The organism is Nocardia sp. TBRC8007, assembly GCF_056629435.1.
On record NZ_JBWSOR010000001.1, the window covers coordinates 157805 to 176500 of the forward strand.

At 62.2% G+C, this 18696-nt stretch carries 15 protein-coding genes; 13 read left to right on the top strand and 2 right to left on the bottom strand.

Translation table 11 applies throughout. The features are described from left to right. Positions 1–323: 323 nt before the first annotated feature. Both ACX4ZE_RS00685 and ACX4ZE_RS00690 read left to right on the top strand, forming a co-directional pair. On the top strand, positions 324–2483 hold the full coding sequence (locus ACX4ZE_RS00685) for a hypothetical protein (RefSeq protein WP_480271270.1): 2160 nt from the start codon (positions 324–326) through the stop codon (positions 2481–2483). Between the two features lie 71 nt (positions 2484–2554). Further along, positions 2555–4357 (top strand): P-loop NTPase family protein, encoded by a 1803-nt coding sequence (locus ACX4ZE_RS00690; protein ID WP_480271271.1) that lies wholly within the window; start codon positions 2555–2557, stop codon positions 4355–4357. 20 nt (positions 4358–4377) lie between these two features. Here the strand turns inward: ACX4ZE_RS00690 and ACX4ZE_RS00695 are convergent, their stop codons facing one another. Then, a complete protein-coding gene (locus ACX4ZE_RS00695) occupies positions 4378–6426 on the bottom strand; it encodes a glycoside hydrolase family 15 protein (protein WP_480271272.1) in 2049 nt (682 codons plus the stop codon). A gap of 103 nt (positions 6427–6529) precedes the next feature. Between ACX4ZE_RS00695 and ACX4ZE_RS00700 the strand changes: the two genes are divergently transcribed. Beyond that, on the top strand, positions 6530–6793 hold the full coding sequence (locus ACX4ZE_RS00700; protein WP_480271273.1) for a hypothetical protein: 264 nt from the start codon (positions 6530–6532) through the stop codon (positions 6791–6793). Positions 6794–6882: 89 nt separating this feature from the next. Here ACX4ZE_RS00700 and ACX4ZE_RS00705 read toward each other — a convergent pair whose 3' ends face one another. Further along, positions 6883–7938: a M48 family metallopeptidase gene (locus ACX4ZE_RS00705; RefSeq protein ID WP_480271274.1), complete on the bottom strand. Its 1056-nt coding sequence runs from the start codon at positions 7936–7938 to the stop codon at positions 6883–6885. 67 nt (positions 7939–8005) lie between these two features. On the opposite strand from ACX4ZE_RS00705, the gene ACX4ZE_RS00710 reads away from it, so the two are divergent. The 10 genes from ACX4ZE_RS00710 to ACX4ZE_RS00755 all read left to right on the top strand — a co-directional run bounded on the left by ACX4ZE_RS00710 (position 8006) and on the right by ACX4ZE_RS00755 (position 18549). Then, positions 8006–8098: an Ms4533A family Cys-rich leader peptide gene (locus tag ACX4ZE_RS00710; protein ID WP_480271275.1), complete on the top strand. Its 93-nt coding sequence runs from the start codon at positions 8006–8008 to the stop codon at positions 8096–8098. Positions 8099–8289: 191 nt separating this feature from the next. After that, on the top strand, positions 8290–9336 hold the full coding sequence (locus ACX4ZE_RS00715) for a sulfate ABC transporter substrate-binding protein (RefSeq protein ID WP_480271276.1): 1047 nt from the start codon (positions 8290–8292) through the stop codon (positions 9334–9336). 83 nt (positions 9337–9419) lie between these two features. Continuing rightward, positions 9420–10265: a sulfate ABC transporter permease subunit CysT gene (gene cysT, locus ACX4ZE_RS00720; RefSeq protein WP_480271628.1), complete on the top strand. Its 846-nt coding sequence runs from the start codon at positions 9420–9422 to the stop codon at positions 10263–10265. Between the two features lie 67 nt (positions 10266–10332). Beyond that, entirely contained in the window at positions 10333–11139 is an 807-nt protein-coding gene (cysW, locus tag ACX4ZE_RS00725) for a sulfate ABC transporter permease subunit CysW (RefSeq protein WP_480271277.1), read from the top strand. Further along, positions 11136–12131, top strand: a complete 996-nt coding sequence (locus ACX4ZE_RS00730; RefSeq protein WP_480271278.1) for a sulfate/molybdate ABC transporter ATP-binding protein — start codon at positions 11136–11138, stop codon at positions 12129–12131. The genes cysW and ACX4ZE_RS00730 overlap by 4 nt, the downstream gene beginning before the upstream one ends. A gap of 394 nt (positions 12132–12525) precedes the next feature. Beyond that, positions 12526–13491 carry an Hsp70 family protein gene (locus ACX4ZE_RS00735; protein ID WP_480271279.1) on the top strand — a complete coding sequence of 322 codons (966 nt, stop codon included), beginning with the start codon at positions 12526–12528 and terminating at the stop codon, positions 13489–13491. Positions 13492–13636: 145 nt separating this feature from the next. Further along, positions 13637–14641, top strand: coding sequence for an AurF N-oxygenase family protein (locus tag ACX4ZE_RS00740; protein WP_480271280.1), 1005 nt, complete (start codon positions 13637–13639; stop codon positions 14639–14641). A gap of 138 nt (positions 14642–14779) precedes the next feature. After that, positions 14780–15784, top strand: a complete 1005-nt coding sequence (locus ACX4ZE_RS00745; protein WP_480271281.1) for an AurF N-oxygenase family protein — start codon at positions 14780–14782, stop codon at positions 15782–15784. Positions 15785–15948: 164 nt separating this feature from the next. Beyond that, positions 15949–16959 carry an AurF N-oxygenase family protein gene (locus ACX4ZE_RS00750; RefSeq protein ID WP_480271629.1) on the top strand — a complete coding sequence of 337 codons (1011 nt, stop codon included), beginning with the start codon at positions 15949–15951 and terminating at the stop codon, positions 16957–16959. A 6-nt stretch (positions 16960–16965) separates the two neighbouring features. Further along, complete coding sequence (locus ACX4ZE_RS00755) at positions 16966–18549, top strand: FAD-dependent oxidoreductase (RefSeq protein WP_480271282.1); 1584 nt, start codon at positions 16966–16968, stop codon at positions 18547–18549. Positions 18550–18696: the final 147 nt, after the last annotated feature.

Sequence of the window (18696 nt, forward strand, 5' to 3'; positions counted from 1 at the left end):
GTAGTACCGAAAGCAATTCGGCGTCTCGGTGCTATCCGGCCTATGGCTTTCCGGCATGCCGAGCTTCGACCTGGCGCTCACTGCCTTCAGCTGGGTTGTTTCCGATCACTACAGGCGAAGATTTTTTCGGTCCGGAAAGCCGACAGAAATCAGGGCTTTCCATCTTGTAATTGGCGTGGGAGGGTTGTGTTGCTCGGCGCAGCAGGATTCTCTACAGTCCAGAAGTATGTGAAAGTCGAGTTTTCCCGAAAAAACCGTTGGGAGATCTTCACTCGATCGAACTGGCGTGATGGGGATGTTGGACAACCGAGAGTGGAGCTCTGATGACGCGTGATCTGCCCTTCGACGACAACACCGAGGGGGACGAGCGCGCGGGTGATACCGCCTATCGTGTGGCCACCGGCATCGCACGGGTTGCTCGGGCGGGCGCTTACGTCACCGGTGGAGCCCTGGTAGCGGCCAATGGCGGCGCTGCTCCCGCGCGACCAGGTGAATCCCAGCTCGATAGCTGGAACGCCGGATGGACCTACAGCCCCGATCCCGATCCGGGTCAGCCGAGTCCGGTGATCTCCTTCCCGGATCCGGTGGCCGAGCCGGCGCAGTCTCCCTCGCATGCGTCGTCCGGAGGCGGAGTATCGAACTCGGACCAGACGCCGGATACCGGCGCCGCGTATCCCGGGATGACACTCCCCACGCCCGGTGGTGAGTACAGCGGAACCGGTGTGGATCCGACGCTGTATGGCTACTCGACCAGTGGTGTACCCGGTCATTCCGGAAGTGGACTCGGCCTTCCCGGGATCGAAAGCGCCGTGCCGAGTGAACTTTCGTTGCCCGGTTCTGTACCCCGATCTGCCGATGATCTCGACGCGCCAGGGTTCGGCCTGCCCGGCCATGGACTAGGTCCGGCAGGGCATGGTTTCGGCCTGCCAGGTCCGCACGGATTCGTCGCTCCTGGATCCACTGTTTTCGATCTGCCCGGAGGTAACGGACTCGGCGCCACGACGGCGGCAGGTGATCTGTTCGATGGTGTCGGCGAGGGTGGTGGGCAGTTCGGAGTGTTCGTCGGCACCCAGTGGACGGTCGATTTCAAGATCGGCTTGGATGGGATCCATCTCAGCTCGGAGATGAAAGTCGATATCGCAGTAGGCCAGGTCGGCGATCAACTCGACGCGTACACCGATTGGTTGGGCGAAAACATTCAAGTGCCGTCCGGCGCAGCCCCTGAGACCGGTGATGTGCAGGTGCCGGGGCAGAACAATCCTAGCTCGTTCGGTGAATTGAGAGGGCCGACCGCGAGCACCTCGACTGCGTCGTCTTCGTCGGTATCGGGTGGTGCGCACCTGTCGGCCGCTTCAGCGCCGACCAGCACTGCTCCTGCCGCTCCTATGCCAACGGCTGTCGCGGCGGGCTCGGCCGTCGGCACCGCCCCGGCCGTCGCGCCTCCTTCGGTGGTTGCGGCCACCCCACTACAGACCACTATCCAGCCCGATGCCGCCACGACGCCGATCGCGAATGTGCTCGCCGCTCCAGACGGGCCTTCGGTGCTGACCGCACCAGCCGCGGCTGTTCCCGCACTGTTCGACGCAGTACTGTCTACACCTGTCGTGAAGCCCATACAGGCGACCGACCTGCAGGCATCCCACCCGGCAGGCGCGCATACGCCGGCATCAGTGGCCGATCCGACGGTGACAGTTCAGGCGGTAGTTCCGCCCCAGACGACGATGGCAACGATCCCGACGACAGTGACAGGTTCGACGTCGGCAACCGGTTCGCTCTCGACGACCGTCGTGACTACGTCGACGCCCAGTGCTCCAGTGGAGGCGACTACTCCGTCGGTACCCGCGACATCGGCCGGGGGCGTCACCGGGACCCCTGCGGTCACCACGACGCCACCCGGCGATGCCACCGTCACCTCTGCCCCGGACGCGTCGACTGTCGAGACTCCGAGCGTGACGGTTACGCAGCATCCGATTCCGGACGCGTCGACTGTCGAGACTCCGAGCGTGACGGTTACGCAGCATCCGATTCCGGATGCGCCGAGTGTCGAGACCCCGAGCGTGACGGTCACCCAGGTCCAACCCCCGACGTCTGTCCTGGGCGGAGATGTGCCTGTGTCAGGCCACGACGCCGGTCTCCCGAGCCCGGATGCGGGTATTCCGCACACCCAGCAGACGGTGTCTGATCTACCGCCCGTTGTCATGCCGTCTGTGGTTCCATCGTCCGCACCGGTGTTCTCCGCACCGGACCAGCCGGCTGCGCTGCCTCCGCACAGTGCGCCGGTCACTCATCCGTATTCCACACCTTTAGTGACTGACATCACTCCAGCTCGGATGCCGATTGCGCCGCAGGGGACCGAGCACAGCCCACATGAGATTTCGGCGTCGCTCGCGATGGGGCATTCGAGTGCGCTGTTGCCGGAACCGTTCATGCCAGATACCACACCGCACATTTTTTCCGGTGTGCTGAATGTGTCGCTGATGTAGCAGGGCCGAGAAGAGGCAGGCGAGGTCCGCGGAGCATCCGCGAGTACATCAATCGAGAGTAAGGAGGCGGGTTGTCTGCCGCTGCCGGGCTGAAGGCCGCGACTGTGAAACATCCGGATGCGATGGCCCCGCTCATCCACATACTCGACGAGTTGCGGGAGATTGCCCAATTCGTCGGGCGTGACGACCTCGGTAGCCGGTTGAACATGGTTCGTGCCAGGGTAGGCGATCCCAGGCTGCGGCTTGTAGTCGTCGGCCACCCGAAAAATGGCATGAGCACACTGGTCAACAGTCTGGTCCATGCTTCGGTCAGCGTGACGAACAGTGATCTGAGTGTTCCGGTGATCGTCGAATACGGTCCCGAGCCGACCGCGACGCTGGTGTGCCAGACCGAGTACGGTCGCACCGAACGCCGCCCGGTCGACCCGCTCGATGCCGCTCCCGCCCTGGCTGCTCCAGGTGTGGTGCGTGCCGAGTTCACCCAGCCGAGTTCGTTGCTCGCCAGTGGCGTCGTGGTCATGGATGCGCCAGGTACGCCGGGTGGCAACCGCACCACCTGGTCGATGATCGCCGCAGCCGACGCCGTGCTCTACGTCGGCAACGCGGGTGTCGAGTTGACCATGGAGCAGATCGCTGAATTGCAGCGCATCCAGCGGATATGCCCGACAGTGATCTGCGTGCTGAACAAGATCGACCTTTTTCCGCACTGGTCACACATACAGCAGCGTGATCGGGAACTGCTCGACGCGGCGGGACTCGGTTTCGCAGTAGCGCCGGTGTCCGCGCAGCTGTACCGGCAGGCAGAGGTGCGGGGCGATTATCGGGACGATATCGAGTCCGGGGTGCCACAACTGATCGACCACCTGCGTGACTACGTGATCGCCCGTGCCGATGTGGTGACCTTGGAAGCAGCGGTCGCGGACATCGACCTGGTCTGTGACCACCTTGCTCCGGCGCTACGCTCCGAGGCCGAGGCACTGCGGGATCCGCGCCGCAGAGTTGAGATCATCAACCAGCTCGCCCGCGCCCGCAGTGAAGCCGACCAGCTCCGTCAGCGCACCGCGAATTGGCAGGTTGCCCTAGCTGATGGCGGTGCTGAGCAGATGGCCGATATCGAACACGATCTGCGTCATCGGTTACGCAGCTTGACCCGTGACGCCGAAGCCGAGATAGCTCAGACCGATCCGGCGCGCCAGTGGAAGGAGTTCGGCGCCGATCTGGATGCTCGGATCTGCGAGGCGATCGAACAGAACTTCGAGATGGCGCATTACCGGTCGGTCGAGCTGTCCGAACAGGTGGCTGCCCTGTTCCCCGCTGAGCAGCGGAGCCCGCAGCTACCGGATCTGCGTTTGGCCGAGCCTGGCGACGTGCTGGACACTGTGGTGCCGCTCGAGCCGTTGGTCAGTGCAAAGTCTGCGGCTCTGGCACATTTTCTCAGTGCCTTGCGAGGGTCCTATGGCGGCATCCTGATGGTCGGGCTCGTCACAAGCCTTCTGCATATGTCGCTGGTGAACTGGTATTCGGTGACAGCCGGTGTACTGCTGGGTGCCAGTGCGCTCTGGGACGAGCGCAAGGCCGCGAAGAATCGCCGTCAAGCCGAGGCCAAAGTCGCGGTCGCCCGTCTCATGGATGATGTGCTCTTCCAAGTCAGCAGGGAATCACGCACCCGGCTGCGTGCGGTGCAGCGCGTGCAGCGCGATCACTTCACCGAGATAGCGAACGATATGCACCGCTCGCTCGACGCGATGCTCCGCACTGCGGAAGAAGCCGGTGCGGTGTATTCCGATGAACGGAGAAATCGTCGGATAGCCGACATCGAGCAACGGATTGTCCGCTTGCAGGCGTTGCGTGAACGCTCCGCGACACTGATGTAACCGCTCCCACGTCCGAAGCCCTACTCATACCGGAGTGCCTGTGTTCGGTGCGCCGATTGGAACTGGCTCATGGGAGGGTGTGCGGGCTGGAACTGACCCGCAGGCGTGTGCGCGGGCTGGAACTGGCCCGCGCGACGGAAATCCTCCGCCCTGATCACGTGCGTCACGGCATTGATCAGGGCGAGGTGGGTGAATGCCTGCGGGAAGTTACCGAGATGGCGACCAGTGTGTGGATCGATTTCCTCGGCGAACAGCCGCAGTGGGCTGGCCAAGCCGAGCAGCCGTTCACACAAATGCAGGGCGCGCTGGAGTTCGCCGATTTCGACCAGCGCGGAGACCAGCCAGAACGAGCAAATGGTGAACGCTCCTTCTGTACCGCTCAAGCCATCGTCGGTGGTCTCGGTCCGATAGCGTAATACCAAACCGTTTTCGGTGAGATCGTCGGCGATGGCCAGCACTGTGGCGCGTACTCGTTGATCGTCTGGTGGCAGGAAGCGTGTGAGTACGATCAACAGCAGGGATGCGTCCAGCGTGTCGCCTCCGTAGACCTGGGTGAACACACCTTCGGCGTTCACCGCGTTGGCCAGGATGTCGGTTTTGATCTCCTCCGCGATCGCGGACCACTCGGTGGCGTGGTCGAACTGACTGTGCAGCTCGGCGAGCTTCGCACCGCGGTCGAGTGCCACCCAGCACATCACTTTGGACGAAGTGAAATGTTGTGGCTCACCGCGCACCTCCCAGATGCCGCGGTCGGGTTCTCGCCAACTTTCGATGGCTGCGTGCACCTGGCGGACCAGCAGAGGCCACAATGTCTCCGGCACCTGTTGACGTGATTTCACGTGCAAGTACACCGCGTCCAGCATGGTGCCCCAAATATCGTGTTGGTCCTGGTTATAGGCGTTGTTGCCGATCCGCACCGGTCGCGCGTTGTCATAGCCGCTGAGATGGTCGAGGACGGTCTCGGTGAGCTCCCGTTCGCCACCGATGCCGTAGAGCACTTGCAGCGGAGCGGGTTCGCCGTCTCCGCTATTGGTCGCATCGTTGAGGAAGGCGAAGAAGTCGTCGGCTTCGCGGTCCAGACCGAGCGTGTACAGACCCCACAGCGCGAAACTGGCGTCCCGCACCCAGGTGTACCTGTAGTCCCAATTGCGTTCGCCACCGGGAGTTTCCGGCAGTGAGGTGGTCGAAGCTGCCATCAGTGCCCCGGTGGGTGCGTAGGTGAGGCCTTTGAGGGTGAGTGCGCTGCGTTGTAAGTAGGAGCGCCACGGGTGGTCCGGAAATTTACCGAGCGTGATCCACTGGCGCCAGCATTCGGAAGTCTGCCACATCTTTTGCGAGGCTTCGTCGAAGGTGCGCGGTGCGGGCAGCTCCGACCAGGTGAGCGCGACGAAGACCTGATCTCCCTCCTGCATTCTGGTGCGGGCGCGGGCCTCTCGGCCTTCCAGTCCGAGGCGCAGATCTGTGGTGAGAACCAGAGGCGGACCTGCGTTCGGGTCGTCGCTACAGACCGTGGTCGCTTCCTCGTATACCTTTCCGGTGTACTCCCAGTGGGCGGTGGCTCGGTGGTAGTCAAACGCGGGTTCGCAGCTCATTTCGAGTTCTACGGTCCCGTTCACGCATTTCACCGTGCGCAGCAGCAGGTGCTCGGCGTCCCAGTCCATCGGAGTACGCCGGTGCGTCTTGCTGCGTTGGTCGTTGTTGTGCCACTGCCCGAGCACCAGCGCATCGCGTACGATCAACCAGCCGGTTTCGGTCTGCCACGTGGTCTCCAGAATCATCCCCCCAGGCAGGTACCGGCGGGCGGCGGGCACGTTGACCCCGTAGGGTCCGATCCGGAAGTGACCGGCGCTGCGATCCAGGATCGCTCCGAAGATGCTCGGTGAATCCGGCCTCGGCACACACATCCACTCCACAGCACCGTTGCTGGCGATCAGACAGGTGGTTTCACAGTCGGATAGGAACGCGTAGTCATCAATCGGCTGATAAGCCCCGCTGCGCTGCGGCTCGGTCAGGCTCGATGAAGGCAGGCTCTCGGGAGTATCGATGAAGAAGTCAGCGGATGACGCCATACCCTATTTTCGGGCCGAGGCAGGCTTATCGTCCACTCGCCGTTCGCCGTCGTCGGTTTCATGGTGTGGTCGCACCGGCCTGCGGGCCTACTAGGCTGGACCCGTGCATCACATAGCAGGATGGTGGGACGGCTTCGAGCTGTGGGTCGCGGGACTACCGTTCATTCCGCAGTTCCTGGTGGTCCTCGTGGGCATGGTTCCGATCAGCTTCGCCATCGCCTACGGGCTCGACCGAGTTCTACGTGCTGTGCTGAGTCTGCGCGATCGCGGCTATTCCGTGGATACCGTGCGTGTCCGGCTCGCTGTGCCGAAGCCTGAACCCGAGCAGGCGGACGACCACGGACCGGTACAGAGTGGAGCACGGTGATGCCTCGATCCCGGGTCCAGCTCGCGTTGATCGCTCTGCTCGTGCTCGTCGTCATCGCTTGGTGGTTCACCCGCTGAGCGGGACACGACTCAGTGCGTGCCGGACCGCCAGTCGGTGAAGCGTTTACCGATTTTCGAGACGGTGTCGCCGACTTCATGGGCGACTGTGCTCGCCGCCGCGCCGACATCCCGGCCCAGTGTGCGCACCGTCCGGATGAGCGGATCCTCGGATTGATCGAAGTTCGCGCGGTAGGCGCGGGCGGCTTCCCGCATTTCGTCGGTGATCTTGGTGCTGTGGTCTTGGTCGCGGTGCGGATAGCTGCCCGCAAGTATGCGATCGTAGTCGCCGCCGTGGATCCAGCGTCGTAACTCGGCCGCACGCAGCACCGAGAACGGATGGCTCTGTAATTCGAGATTGAGAAGTTTGAGCACCCCGTCGCGCAGATCTCCGGAACGCTCGTAATCGTCGGCCTGGACCAGGAAAGCTCTATGATCCATCTGTTCGACCCAGGCACCGCCCGCCAGTTTCATGTGCACCCGCACCGAGGCTTCGACATCCTGTCCGCATAGCAGCCCAGCTCGGTCGCCGGACAGCTCGGACTTGCGACTCCACTCCATCAGCGCCGCGACAATGGTGCGTAACGCCCATCCGCCTACCGGCATCCATCCGACGCTCGCTGTGAGTCGCAGCAGGTGCATCAGCATTGTCCGATATACGGCATGTCCGGACAGCGCATGCCCCAGTTCGTGGCCGATCACAAAACGCAGCTCTTCGGTATCCATGAGATCGATCAGTCCAGTGGTCAACACGATGAAGGGCTGATCCATGCCGATGGTGAAGGCGTTCACCTGTGGGTTCTGCAGTACGAACAGCTCAGGCGTGGTCGATGCGTCCAGGATTCGCACACAATCATGACGCAGCTGGTTCAATGCGCGGAACTGGTGTTCGTCTACCCTGACCGCAGTGGCCAGGTACAATAGCCGGTGCTGACGTTCCTGGAGCAGACTCGACAGCGTCCGCAGCACGACGTCGAACCCCGTCAGCGACCGCAAGGTGACCAGAGCGGTACGGTCGGCGGGGTGTTCCCACGCGCGGGTGCTGATACCGGGGAGTTGCGTGCGGATACGATCCGGGCTGACGTTCATAGGAACAATCCCTCTTTCTGGAACTCTTCGATTCGGACTCCGCCGTGGGCTCTGCTACAGTCTGCCCGTGTCTTCGAGCGCCGTCCCGCAGGTCCGCCATGAACTGGCGTTGATCGCCGTCGGTGATCTCGCGGTCGCAGACATCCACTGTCGTGGATAGGTGACCGGACACGTCCGTGCTTCGTTTTCCGCGGATTCGCACGCTCGCAGCGGACAGATACGGTCGTGCTCGGCGGCAGACAAGTCGCCCTGTCGTCGTAGGTCCTACCGCGAGGTCTGCTGGTCAACGTTCATTGTCGCTGTCACCGAAGAATCACCGGACGTAGCGGTCAGCAAGAAAGGTCCACCCCGATGGCTCGCACATCTTGGCTCTCGTCGTACCGTCGTTGTGGCGCTGTCGCCCTTGTCGCGCTCACGGCGGTCGCGCTGACCGCGTGCGGCGGCGGAGCCAGTGACTCGGTCGGGGGCGGTGGCGCCGACGGCAGCGGTGGCACCTTGAACCTCTACGCCTACGCCGTGCCGAAGCCCGGTTTCGACAAGGTGATCGTCGAATTCAACCAGACCGAGCAGGGCAAGGGTGTTCAGATCCGATCCTCCTACGGCGCCTCTGGCGACCAGTCCCGCAAGGTGAAAGACGGCGCCGAGGCCGACATCGTCAACTTCTCGGTCGAGCCCGACATCACCCGTCTCGTCGACGCGGGCCTGGTGGACGCGAATTGGAACGCCGATGCCACCAGGGGAGTTCCGTTCGGTTCGGTAGTCGCGATCGTGGTGCGCAAGGGCAACCCGAAGGGTATCGAGGATTGGGATGATCTGTTGAAGCCTGGCGTCGAGGTGGTCACTCCGAACCCGTTCAGTTCCGGATCGGCCAAGTGGAACCTGCTCGCGCCCTATGCGGCCAAGAGCGACGGCGGCAAGAACCCGCAGGCAGGTCTGGACTATCTGAGTCGGTTGATCTCTGCCGACCATATGAGGGTGCAGCCCAAGTCCAGTCGCGAGGCGACTGAGGCGTTTCTGCAGGGTACCGGTGATGTCCTGCTCAGTTATGAGAACGAGGCGATTTTCGCCGAGCGCGCTGGTGATCCGATCGACCATATCGTCCCGCCGGTCACCGTCAAGATCGAGAACCCGGTGGCGGTGCCGAAGAACAGCAAGAATTTGGAGAAAGCTATCGCCTTTCGCGATTTCCTGTTCACTCCCCGAGGACAGCGGGCTTGGGCCGAGGCTGGTTTCCGGCCGGTCGACCCGCAGGTCGCCGCTGACTACGCCGCTGACTTCCCGGTCCCGCGTCAGCTGTGGACGATCGCCGACCTCGGCGGCTGGAAGACCGTGGACGAGGAGCTGTTCGCCCCGGACAGCGGTGCTATCGCGCTGGTCTACGACAAAGCGATCGGGTGACAGGTGACCCTCATGACCCCGGATACTGGAGGATTGTGACTGACCGTCGTAATGCCGGGATTGTGCCGACAGACGACTCCGGCATCTCAGATATCACCAGCCGGTCCGGTCTCCGGAGCTGGTCGTGGTTGCGGACGAGCGGGTCGATAGGCCCGCTCGGTATCGCCACCGCGGTATTGTGGCTGAGCGTCATTGTGCTGTTGCCATTGGCCGCGCTCACCGTGACGAGCTTCGAAGATGGCTGGTCCGGCTTCTTCGACGCCGTCACCGCGCCCGCGGCGCTGGCTTCGCTACGCGTCACGGTGTTCGTCTCGGTGGTGGTGGCGCTGATCAATGTTGTGCTGGGTACAGTGATCGCTTGGGTAATGGTCCGTGACGAATTCCCTGGCAAGGGCATCGTCAACACATTGATCGACCTGCCATTCGCGTTGCCGACGATCGTGGCCAGCATCGTGTTGCTCTCGCTGTACGGTCCGCAGAGCCCGATCGACATTCATCTCAGCGCTACCCAGCCGGGCTTGATGGTGGCGTTGGCGTTTGTCACGTTGCCGTTCGTGGTGCGTTCGGTACAGCCGGTGCTGATCGAGGCCGACCGCGAAGTCGAGCAGGCTGCGCTCTCCCTCGGCGCCGACAACTGGACTACCTTCCGGCGGATCGTGCTCCCCGCGCTCGCTCCTGCGATCATCAGCGGTGGCGGACTGGCCTTCGCGCGCGCGATCGGCGAATACGGGTCGGTGGTGCTGATCGGCGGCGCGATTCCGCGTAAGACCGAGGTGACTTCTCAATATATCCAGAAGCAGATCGAGATCGATCGGCCGGTGAACGCGGCAGCGGTATCGGTGGTGCTGCTCGGTATCGCATTCGCGACCCTGCTCGTCCTGCGCCTGCTCGCCGAACGTACCGCGCGTAAGGAACAAGCGACCCGATGAGACATGATCGTGGGGAGTTCGTCGGGTCGGTGGGGTGCGGGAACTCCCGCAGAACGGAGCCGACCCGATGAAATTGTCGGCATGGACTCGTATTTCGTTGCGAACGGTAGCGCTCGGCTACCTGTTCGCACTGTTGTTGTCGCCGTTGCTGATCATTCTGTGGCGCACTTTCGAACAGGGCATCGGAGCGTTCATCGACTGGATCACGACTCCCGCGGCGATCTCCGCATTCCAATTGTCCCTTCTCATCGTGGTGATCGTTGTTCCGGTCAATGTCGTCTTCGGTGTGGTCACGGCGCTGGCTCTGGTGCGTGGAAAGTTCCCCGGCCGCGCCCTGCTTCAGGGCATCGTGGACCTGCCGTTCGCCGTCTCTCCTGTAGTGGTCGGTGTTTCGTTGATCTTGCTGTGGGGGGCGGGCGGATGGTTCGGTGGACTGGAAGATCTGGGTCTGAAGATCATCTTCAGCTTGCCGGGCATGGTGATCGCGACCATTTTTGTTACTTTGCCGTTCGTAGTGCGCGAGGTCGAACCGGTGCTGCACGAGATCGGTGATGATCAGGAGCAGGCCGCGGCCACGCTCGGTGCGTCCAGGTGGCAGACGTTCTGGCGGATCACGCTGCCTGCGATCCGTTGGGGCCTCACCTACGGCGTAGTGCTCACCGTGGCCCGCGCGCTCGGCGAGTTCGGCGCGGTGATCATGGTCTCCTCTGCGCTGCCCGGTGAGTCGTTGACATTGACATTGTTGGTGCACCGCCGATACATCAATGATCACAACACCTTCGGTGCGTACTGCGCCGCGACCTTGCTGATGGGCATGGCCCTTCTCACTCTTTTGCTGATGACCCTCCTAGAGCGTAAGCGGGGCGCCAAGTGATCACCGTGACCAGCGCGAATAAAAACTATGGCTCGTTCGCGGCCCTCGACGACGTCACCATCGACATACCTTCCGGCGAGCTGACCGCGCTGCTCGGACCTTCAGGCTCGGGAAAGTCGACGCTGCTGCGCTCGATCGCTGGCCTGGAGTCGCTGGACTCCGGTGTGGTCAGTATCGCTGGACGCGATGTCACTCGGGTACCGCCGCAGAAGCGCGACATCGGTTTCGTGTTCCAGCACTACGCGGCGTTCAAGCACATGACTGTGCGGGACAACGTGGCCTTCGGTCTGAAGATCCGCAAGCGCCCCAAACATGAGGTCAGCAAGCGGGTCGATGAACTGCTCGGCATTGTGGGGTTGGACGGTTTTCAGCATCGCTATCCGGCGCAGCTATCCGGTGGCCAGCGTCAGCGCATGGCGCTGGCCCGAGCGCTCGCCGTCGATCCGCAAGTGTTGCTGTTGGACGAGCCGTTCGGCGCACTGGATGCCAAAGTGCGAGCCGACTTGCGCACGTGGCTGCGGCGCTTGCACGAGGAGGTCCATGTGACCACCGTATTGGTCACCCATGATCAAGAGGAGGCACTCGATGTCGCCGACCGGATCGCGGTGATGAACTCCGGCCGCATCGAGCAGATCGGTACGCCCGAAGACGTATACGATCGGCCGGCCAACGAGTTCGTCATGTCCTTTCTCGGTGCGGTGGCCCGGCTCAATGGTCATCTGGTGCGGCCACACGATATTCGTGTCGGTCGCAATCCCAGCATGGCCTTCGCGGCGCACGAGGGCACTGCGGAATCGGCGGGTGTCACCAGGGCGACTGTGGAGCGAGTAGTCGCTCTCGGTTTCGAGGTGCGGGTGGAACTGCGCAATGCCGCGACCGGAGACTTGTTCACCGCGCAGGTTACGCGCGGTGATGCTGAGGCATTGCGGCTTTCGGACGGTGAGACGGTCTATGCTCGAGCCACCCGTATTCCGGAACTTCCTGCGCACTAACCAGTTCTGGGCAAAGGGGGGCATCGGTCCGGATGTCGTGGCTGGTCCCGTATCGCCGCATGACCTATCAAAAGCTGGTTCAGTATAGTGACGTGCTTCGCGGTGACGAGCAAGCCATAGTGGATGCCCGCCGAGCCCGGCGTGTCGCGTGGCATGCGGCAGGCGGCTTGCGGACAATCGGTTGTCCAGACTTGGCATGTTGATCGCGGCGTGGTTGCCTGGACGGCGTTCGAAGCACATCGGCACGGCGATCGGGTGGATTGTGATGGCTGTTGGTCTCGGAATGAGCATCGGCACGGCGAACACGGTTTCCGTTCTCGTGGAGAAAGTTTCGGCCCGAACTTCGTCGAGGCGATGCGCCACGCCATGTCTGAGGACCTTCATGTGCCGGACCATGTTGAGTTTCGATAGCACTGGCGCGGCCCGGCTCGACATGAGCCCCAGGCACGGTCGCGTGGTGAAGGAATTCGCCGACCTCACGCGGCGATCGGGTACCCGGGCGCGGATCGGGAATCGGGTGCTCGAGCCTGCGGATCTCGTCGCTACGGTCGTCACATGCCTGGTAAGCGAGATGCTACCCGACAGTTCTTCGTGCGGAACCGGTCTCGGCATCACGCTGGCCTACCCTGCCCGTTATGCCGACGAGCAGGTGGACGCACTGACCACAGCGCTTGATGCTGTCGGACTCGGGCAGTTCACCGTGGTCGCCGAACCTGTTGCCGCGGTGACCTGGTTGGAGGCAGCGCACGGGTCTATGCAGTCAGGCCTGGTGCTGGTCTATGACCTCGGTGGTGTCGGACTCGACGTCACACTGGTCGGAATGGGCGAAAGACGCTCGAATAATCCGATCGTGGGTGTTTCATTGCGCTCTACCGAATTCGGCGGACGTGCGTTCGACGCTGCGCTCGCCGAATACGCTGGATCTGATCTGAACTCGATTTCGGCATCAGAGCAGGCTATCGGCCCGGTGCTCGCCGAGCTACGGGCGCAGCACATCCGAGAATCCCTCGAACTCGTTTCCCGCTGTCTGCGGGGCGCGCGGGTCGCCGTGTCCGACATCGACTGCGTTCTCGTGGTCGGCGGAGCGGCGCGGCCCGTCGAAGTGTCCCAGGTTCTCGCGGACGAGCTTGCCAGGCCAGTGCTCCTCGCACCGGATCCAGGGCGGACCATCGCCGATGGTGCCGCCATCATCAGCAGCAGGGCGATAGCCACTGCGGCGCCGATGGATCGGGACCGGGGGTGCCGGGGGAGTGTGGGCAGTCGGGTTCGTGACGTCATTTCTGGCAACCGCTGGTGGAATGCGAACCGGTTGGGCGAAGATCGGGCTGTGATGCCGGGTGCCGCCCGGCGGTATCGATGAATGCTGTCCGACGGTGCGCGGGATGAGGGCGCGCACCGCCGGACAGTTTGAGCAATTATTCAGTTAACGCAACTCTCTGTAGGTGTAACTGCTAGACACACTTGGATGGTCTCCTGAGAGAAGGGCGGTGAAGACGATGACGAGGATGTCCGCAGCCATGCAGTCGGCGGGCGACCCCGAGCTGGAGAAGACGCGGAAATACAGCGAAACGCTGTTGTTGCTCTCCGAGGGGTCGGTGAACAAGCATTTCGATCCGTTCACTGATATCGATTGGGATAATCCGGATTTCGATGTCGATGTCGGTGCGGAGCGCTGGATCTTGTCGGCATCCGCCGATACGATGGCCCGCCACCCTTGGTATCAAGCGCTGTCGACCGAGCGGAAGATCGCGGTCGGCAAGTACCGGCAGGCGAATATCGCCAAGGTCGGCATACAGTTCGAGTCCATTTTGATCAGCGGCATGCTTTTCCGCAACCTCGGCCTGCCGAATGGCTCACCGGAGTTCCGGTACTGCTCCCACGAGATGATCGAGGAGCACAACCACACTCTGATGTTCCAGGAGATGATCAATCGGATCGGGTTGGACGTACCCGGTATGGGGTTGTCGGCCAATGTTCTCGCGTACCTCAGCGCCCCGGTGGCGGCCTGGTTCCCCAATGTGTTCTTCATGGCGGTGCTTGCCGGTGAGGAGCCGATCGATCACTTCCAGAAGCAGATCCTGCGTTCGGGTGAACAGGTGCATCCGATCATGCGCGATGTGATGGCTATTCATGTCGCGGAAGAGGCCAGGCATATCTCCTTCGCGCACGAATTCCTGCAGCATCATGTGTCCCGAGCTGCCCCGGCGCATAAGTTCGTGCTGTCGTTGGTCATGCCGATCGTCATATGGATTCTCGGTCGCGCCATCATGACCCCGCCGTGGGTGTTCTTCAAGGAATTCGATATCCCCAAGCAGGTTCGCAAAGAGCTGTGCTACGGAACTCCCGAGACCGCGCAGGAGTTGAACGACTATTTCTGTGATATGCGCGCTCTGGCCAAGAAGGTCGGGCTGATGAACCCGGTGGCCAAGGCGGTCTGGAAGAAGCTCGGCCTCGACGGCCCCGCCACGCGATACCGGTCGGAGCCATTGCGCGCGGTGCGCAAGGTCTGATGCGCCACGTATGTCCTAGCTCGTCGAATGCGCCGGAATCCCTCGCGCTCGCGGGGTCGCTGTGGTTGACGTAACCCTTCGTATGTGTAACCATTGGATACAGATAAATGGTTCTCGTAGAGGAGGGCGGTGACGAGGATGTCCGCAGCTGTGCAGCCGGTGGGCGACCTCGAGCTGGAGAAAGCGCGGAAATACAGCGAAACGCTGTTGTTGCTCTCCGAAGGGTCGGTGAACAAGCATTTCGATCCGTTCACTGATATCGATTGGGATAATCCGGATTTCGATGTCGATGTCGGTGCGGAGCGCTGGATCCTGCCGGTGTCCGCCGATACGATGGCCCGCCACCCTTGGTATCAAGCGCTGTCGACCGAGCAGAAGATCGCGGTCGGCAAGTACCGGCAGGCGAATATCGCCAAGGTCGGCATGCAGTTCGAGTCCATTCTGATCAGCGGCATGGTCGTCCGCAACCTCGGCCTGCCGAATGGATCGCCGGAGTTCCGGTACTGCTCCCATGAGATGATCGAGGAGCACAACCACACTCTGATGTTCCAGGAGATGATCAATCGGATCGGGTTGGACGTACCTGGTATGGGCCCGTTGGTCAGTAAGCTCAAGTACCTCGGCGCCCCGGTAGCGGCCCGGTTCCCCAATGTGTTCTTCATGGCGGTGCTTGCCGGTGAGGAGCCGATCGACCACATTCAGAAGCAGATCCTGCGTTCGGGTGAACAGGTGCATCCGATCATGCGCGGTGTGATGGGTATTCATGTTGCGGAAGAGGCCAGGCATATCTCCTTCGCGCACGAATTCCTGCAGCATCATGTGTCCCGAGCTGCCCCGGCGCATAAGTTCGTGCTGTCGTTGGTCATGCCGATCGTCATGTGGTTTCTCGGCCGCGTCATCATGACCCCGCCGCGGTCGTTCTTCACCGAATTCGACATTCCGGAACAGGTCCGCAAAGAGCTGTTCTACGGATCGTCCGAGGCCGCGCAGGTCTTCAACGACTATTTCTGTGATGTGCGCGCTCTGGCGAAGAGGATCGGGCTGATGAACCCGGTGGCCAAGGCGGTCTGGAGGAAGCTCGGCCTCGACGGCTCCGCCACGCGATACCGGTCGGAGCCATTGCGCGCGGCGCGCAAGGTCTGATGCGCCGCGTATGTCCTGGCCCGCCGAATACGCCGGGAATCCCTCGCGCTCGTCGCGCGCGGGTTGCTGTGGTTGACGCAACTCTTTGTTGGTATAACCATTGGATATTGGTATGAACATTGGAAACAGCTGAGCAGTTCTCTTAGAGGAGAGCGGTGATGAAAATGTCTGCAGACGCGTCGCCCGGAATTGACCCCGATCTGGAGAAAGCGAAGAAATACAGCGAAACGCTGTTGCTGCTCTCCGAGGGGTCGGTGAACAAGCATTTCGATCCATTCACTGATATCGACTGGGATAATCCGGATTTCGATGTCGATGCCGGCGCGGAGCGCTGGATCTTGCCTGAGTCCACCGATGCGCTGACTTGCCATCCCTGGTATCAAGCGCTGTCGACCGAGCAGAAGATCGCGATCGGCAAGTACCGGCAGGCGAATATCGCGAAGGTCGGCATACAATTCGAAGCCATCTTGATCAGCGGCATGGCCGCCCGCAACTTCGGCCTGCCGAATGGCTCGCCGGAGTTTCGGTATTGCTCCCATGAGATGATCGAGGAGCACAACCATAGTCTGATGTTCCAGGAGATGATCAACCGGATCGGGCTGGACGTAACCGGTATGGGTCCTTTGGTCAGCAAGTTCAAGTATTTGAGTGCGTTGATGGCGGTCCGGTTCCCCAACGTGTTCTTCATGGGGGTGCTGGCCTGTGAGGAGCCGAGCGACTACTTCCAGAAGCAGATCCTGCGTTCGGGTGAACAGGTGCATCCGATCGTACGTGGTGTGATGGGTATTCATGTTGCGGAAGAGGCCAGACATATCTCCTTCGCGCATGAATTCCTGCAGAAAAATGTGCCCAGTGCTGCTCCGGCGCATAAGTTCATCCTGTCGCTGGCCATGCCGATCGCCATGAGGGTGCTCGGCCGCGCCGTTGTGACTCCGTCGCGGTCGTTCTTCGCCGAGTTCGACATTCCGAAGCAGGTTCGCAAAGAGCTTTACTACGGATCGCCCGAGGCCGCACAGTTCTTCAGTGACTATTTCGGTGATGTGCGCGCTCTGGCGAAGAGGATCGGGTTGATGAACCCGGTGGCCAAGGCGGTCTGGAAGTTGCTCGGTGTCGACGGCCCCGCCACACGATATCGGTCGGAGCCACTGCGCGGCGCGATGAGCAGGGCTGGATAAGCCGCTATGCCTTACGTCGTCACCCGATCTTGCTGTGGGGATGCGTCATGTGTGTACGCGTGCCCGGTCAATTGCATCCATCCCACGCCCGGTGAACCGGACTTCCGGACGACAGAGATGCTGTACATCGACCCGGAGGCATGCGTGGACTGCGGTGCATGTGTTACCGCGTGCCCGGTCGAGGCCATCGCGCCTGTGGCGAGGTTGACTGCGGAACAGAAGCCGTTCATCCAGATCAATGCCGACTTTTATCGGCAGATCCGGCCACGTCCGCCGATGGCCCGGCCGGTGCCCGCGGCGCGGATTCACACCGAGAACACCTCGCTGCGGGTGGCGATCGTCGGATCGGGACCGTCGGCGATGTACGCCGCCGACGAGTTGCTGACTCAGCCGGGCGTGTCGGTCACGGTGTTCGACCGGCTGCCGGAGCCGTACGGACTGGCCAGGTACGGCGTAGCGCCGGACCATGAGCAGACCCGTAAGGTCAGTGCGTTGTTCGACGTGATCTCGGAACAGCCAGGGTTCGGGTGGTACCCGAATATCGAGATCGGTACGCATATTTCGCACGCTGAACTGCTCGACCACTTCCATGCGGTGATCTACGCGGTGGGCGCTGCGGCGGATCGCGCGCTCGGCATCCCAGGTGAGGGTCTGGCGGGTAATGTACCCGCCATCGATTTCGTCGCGTGGTACAACGGGCATCCAGATTGCGCGGATCGGGTCTTCGATCTATCCGGCAAGCGGGCAGTCATCATCGGAAACGGCAATGTCGCTTTAGATGTCGCGCGTGTTCTGACCAGCGACCCTGATCGTTTGGCCGAGACCGATATCGCGCCGTACGCGTTGCGGACACTGCGGGAGAGCAAGATCGAAGAAGTGGTCGTGTTAGGTCGGCGTGGGCCGCTCGAGTCTGCTTTCACCGTGCCGGAATTCGTCGGTTTACTCGGATGCGATGTCGATATCGTGCTCGAGGGTGAACTGCCCGAGCTCTCTGCGGAGCTACCTTTCCACAAGGAACAGCAGCTACGATTGCTGCACAGTGTGCGTGCTCGGCCGGTCAGCGGTCGTAAGCGAATCGTCTTCCGTTATTCGACCGTGCCCACCAGGATTCTCGGCACCGATCGGGTGACCGGTCTCGAGGTAGGTCGCACCGTGTCGCGTACAGACCCGGACGGTCGGGTCGGTGTGGTCACTACGGAGGAACGAGATCGGCTCGATGCGGGACTGATAGTGACCTCGATCGGCTACCGCGGCGTCGCCGTGCCGGGCTTGCCCTTCGACGAGAATGCGGCCGTGATACCGAATCAGGCAGGGCGGGTGCTGGAGCGATCGGGGGGCGAGGTGGTCACAGGCACCTATGTCGTCGGCTGGATCAAACGGGGACCCAGCGGCTTCATCGGTACCAACAAGTCCTGCGCCCAGGAGACGGTGCGACAGCTGGCCGAGGATTTCAATGCGGGCCGTCTGCCCGAACCAACGGGCAGCGCGGCGGATTTCGATCGATTGTTGCGTCTGCGCCATCTCGTGGTCCGTGCCAAGGAAGCCCACCCTCGCGCGCATCGTGTCCGCCGTCTCCTGGCCCGCGTCTGAGCGAGATCGTTTCGCGAGCTCCGGCTGTGCCGGAGCTCGCGCTGTTGTGGAGATGATCGCCGAAGCTGGGGGAGTGCTGATCCCACGTGATCAGCAGGGCGGAACCGCTTTGTGGCCTGCTCGACCTCCGTGCCGACGATGGTCCAT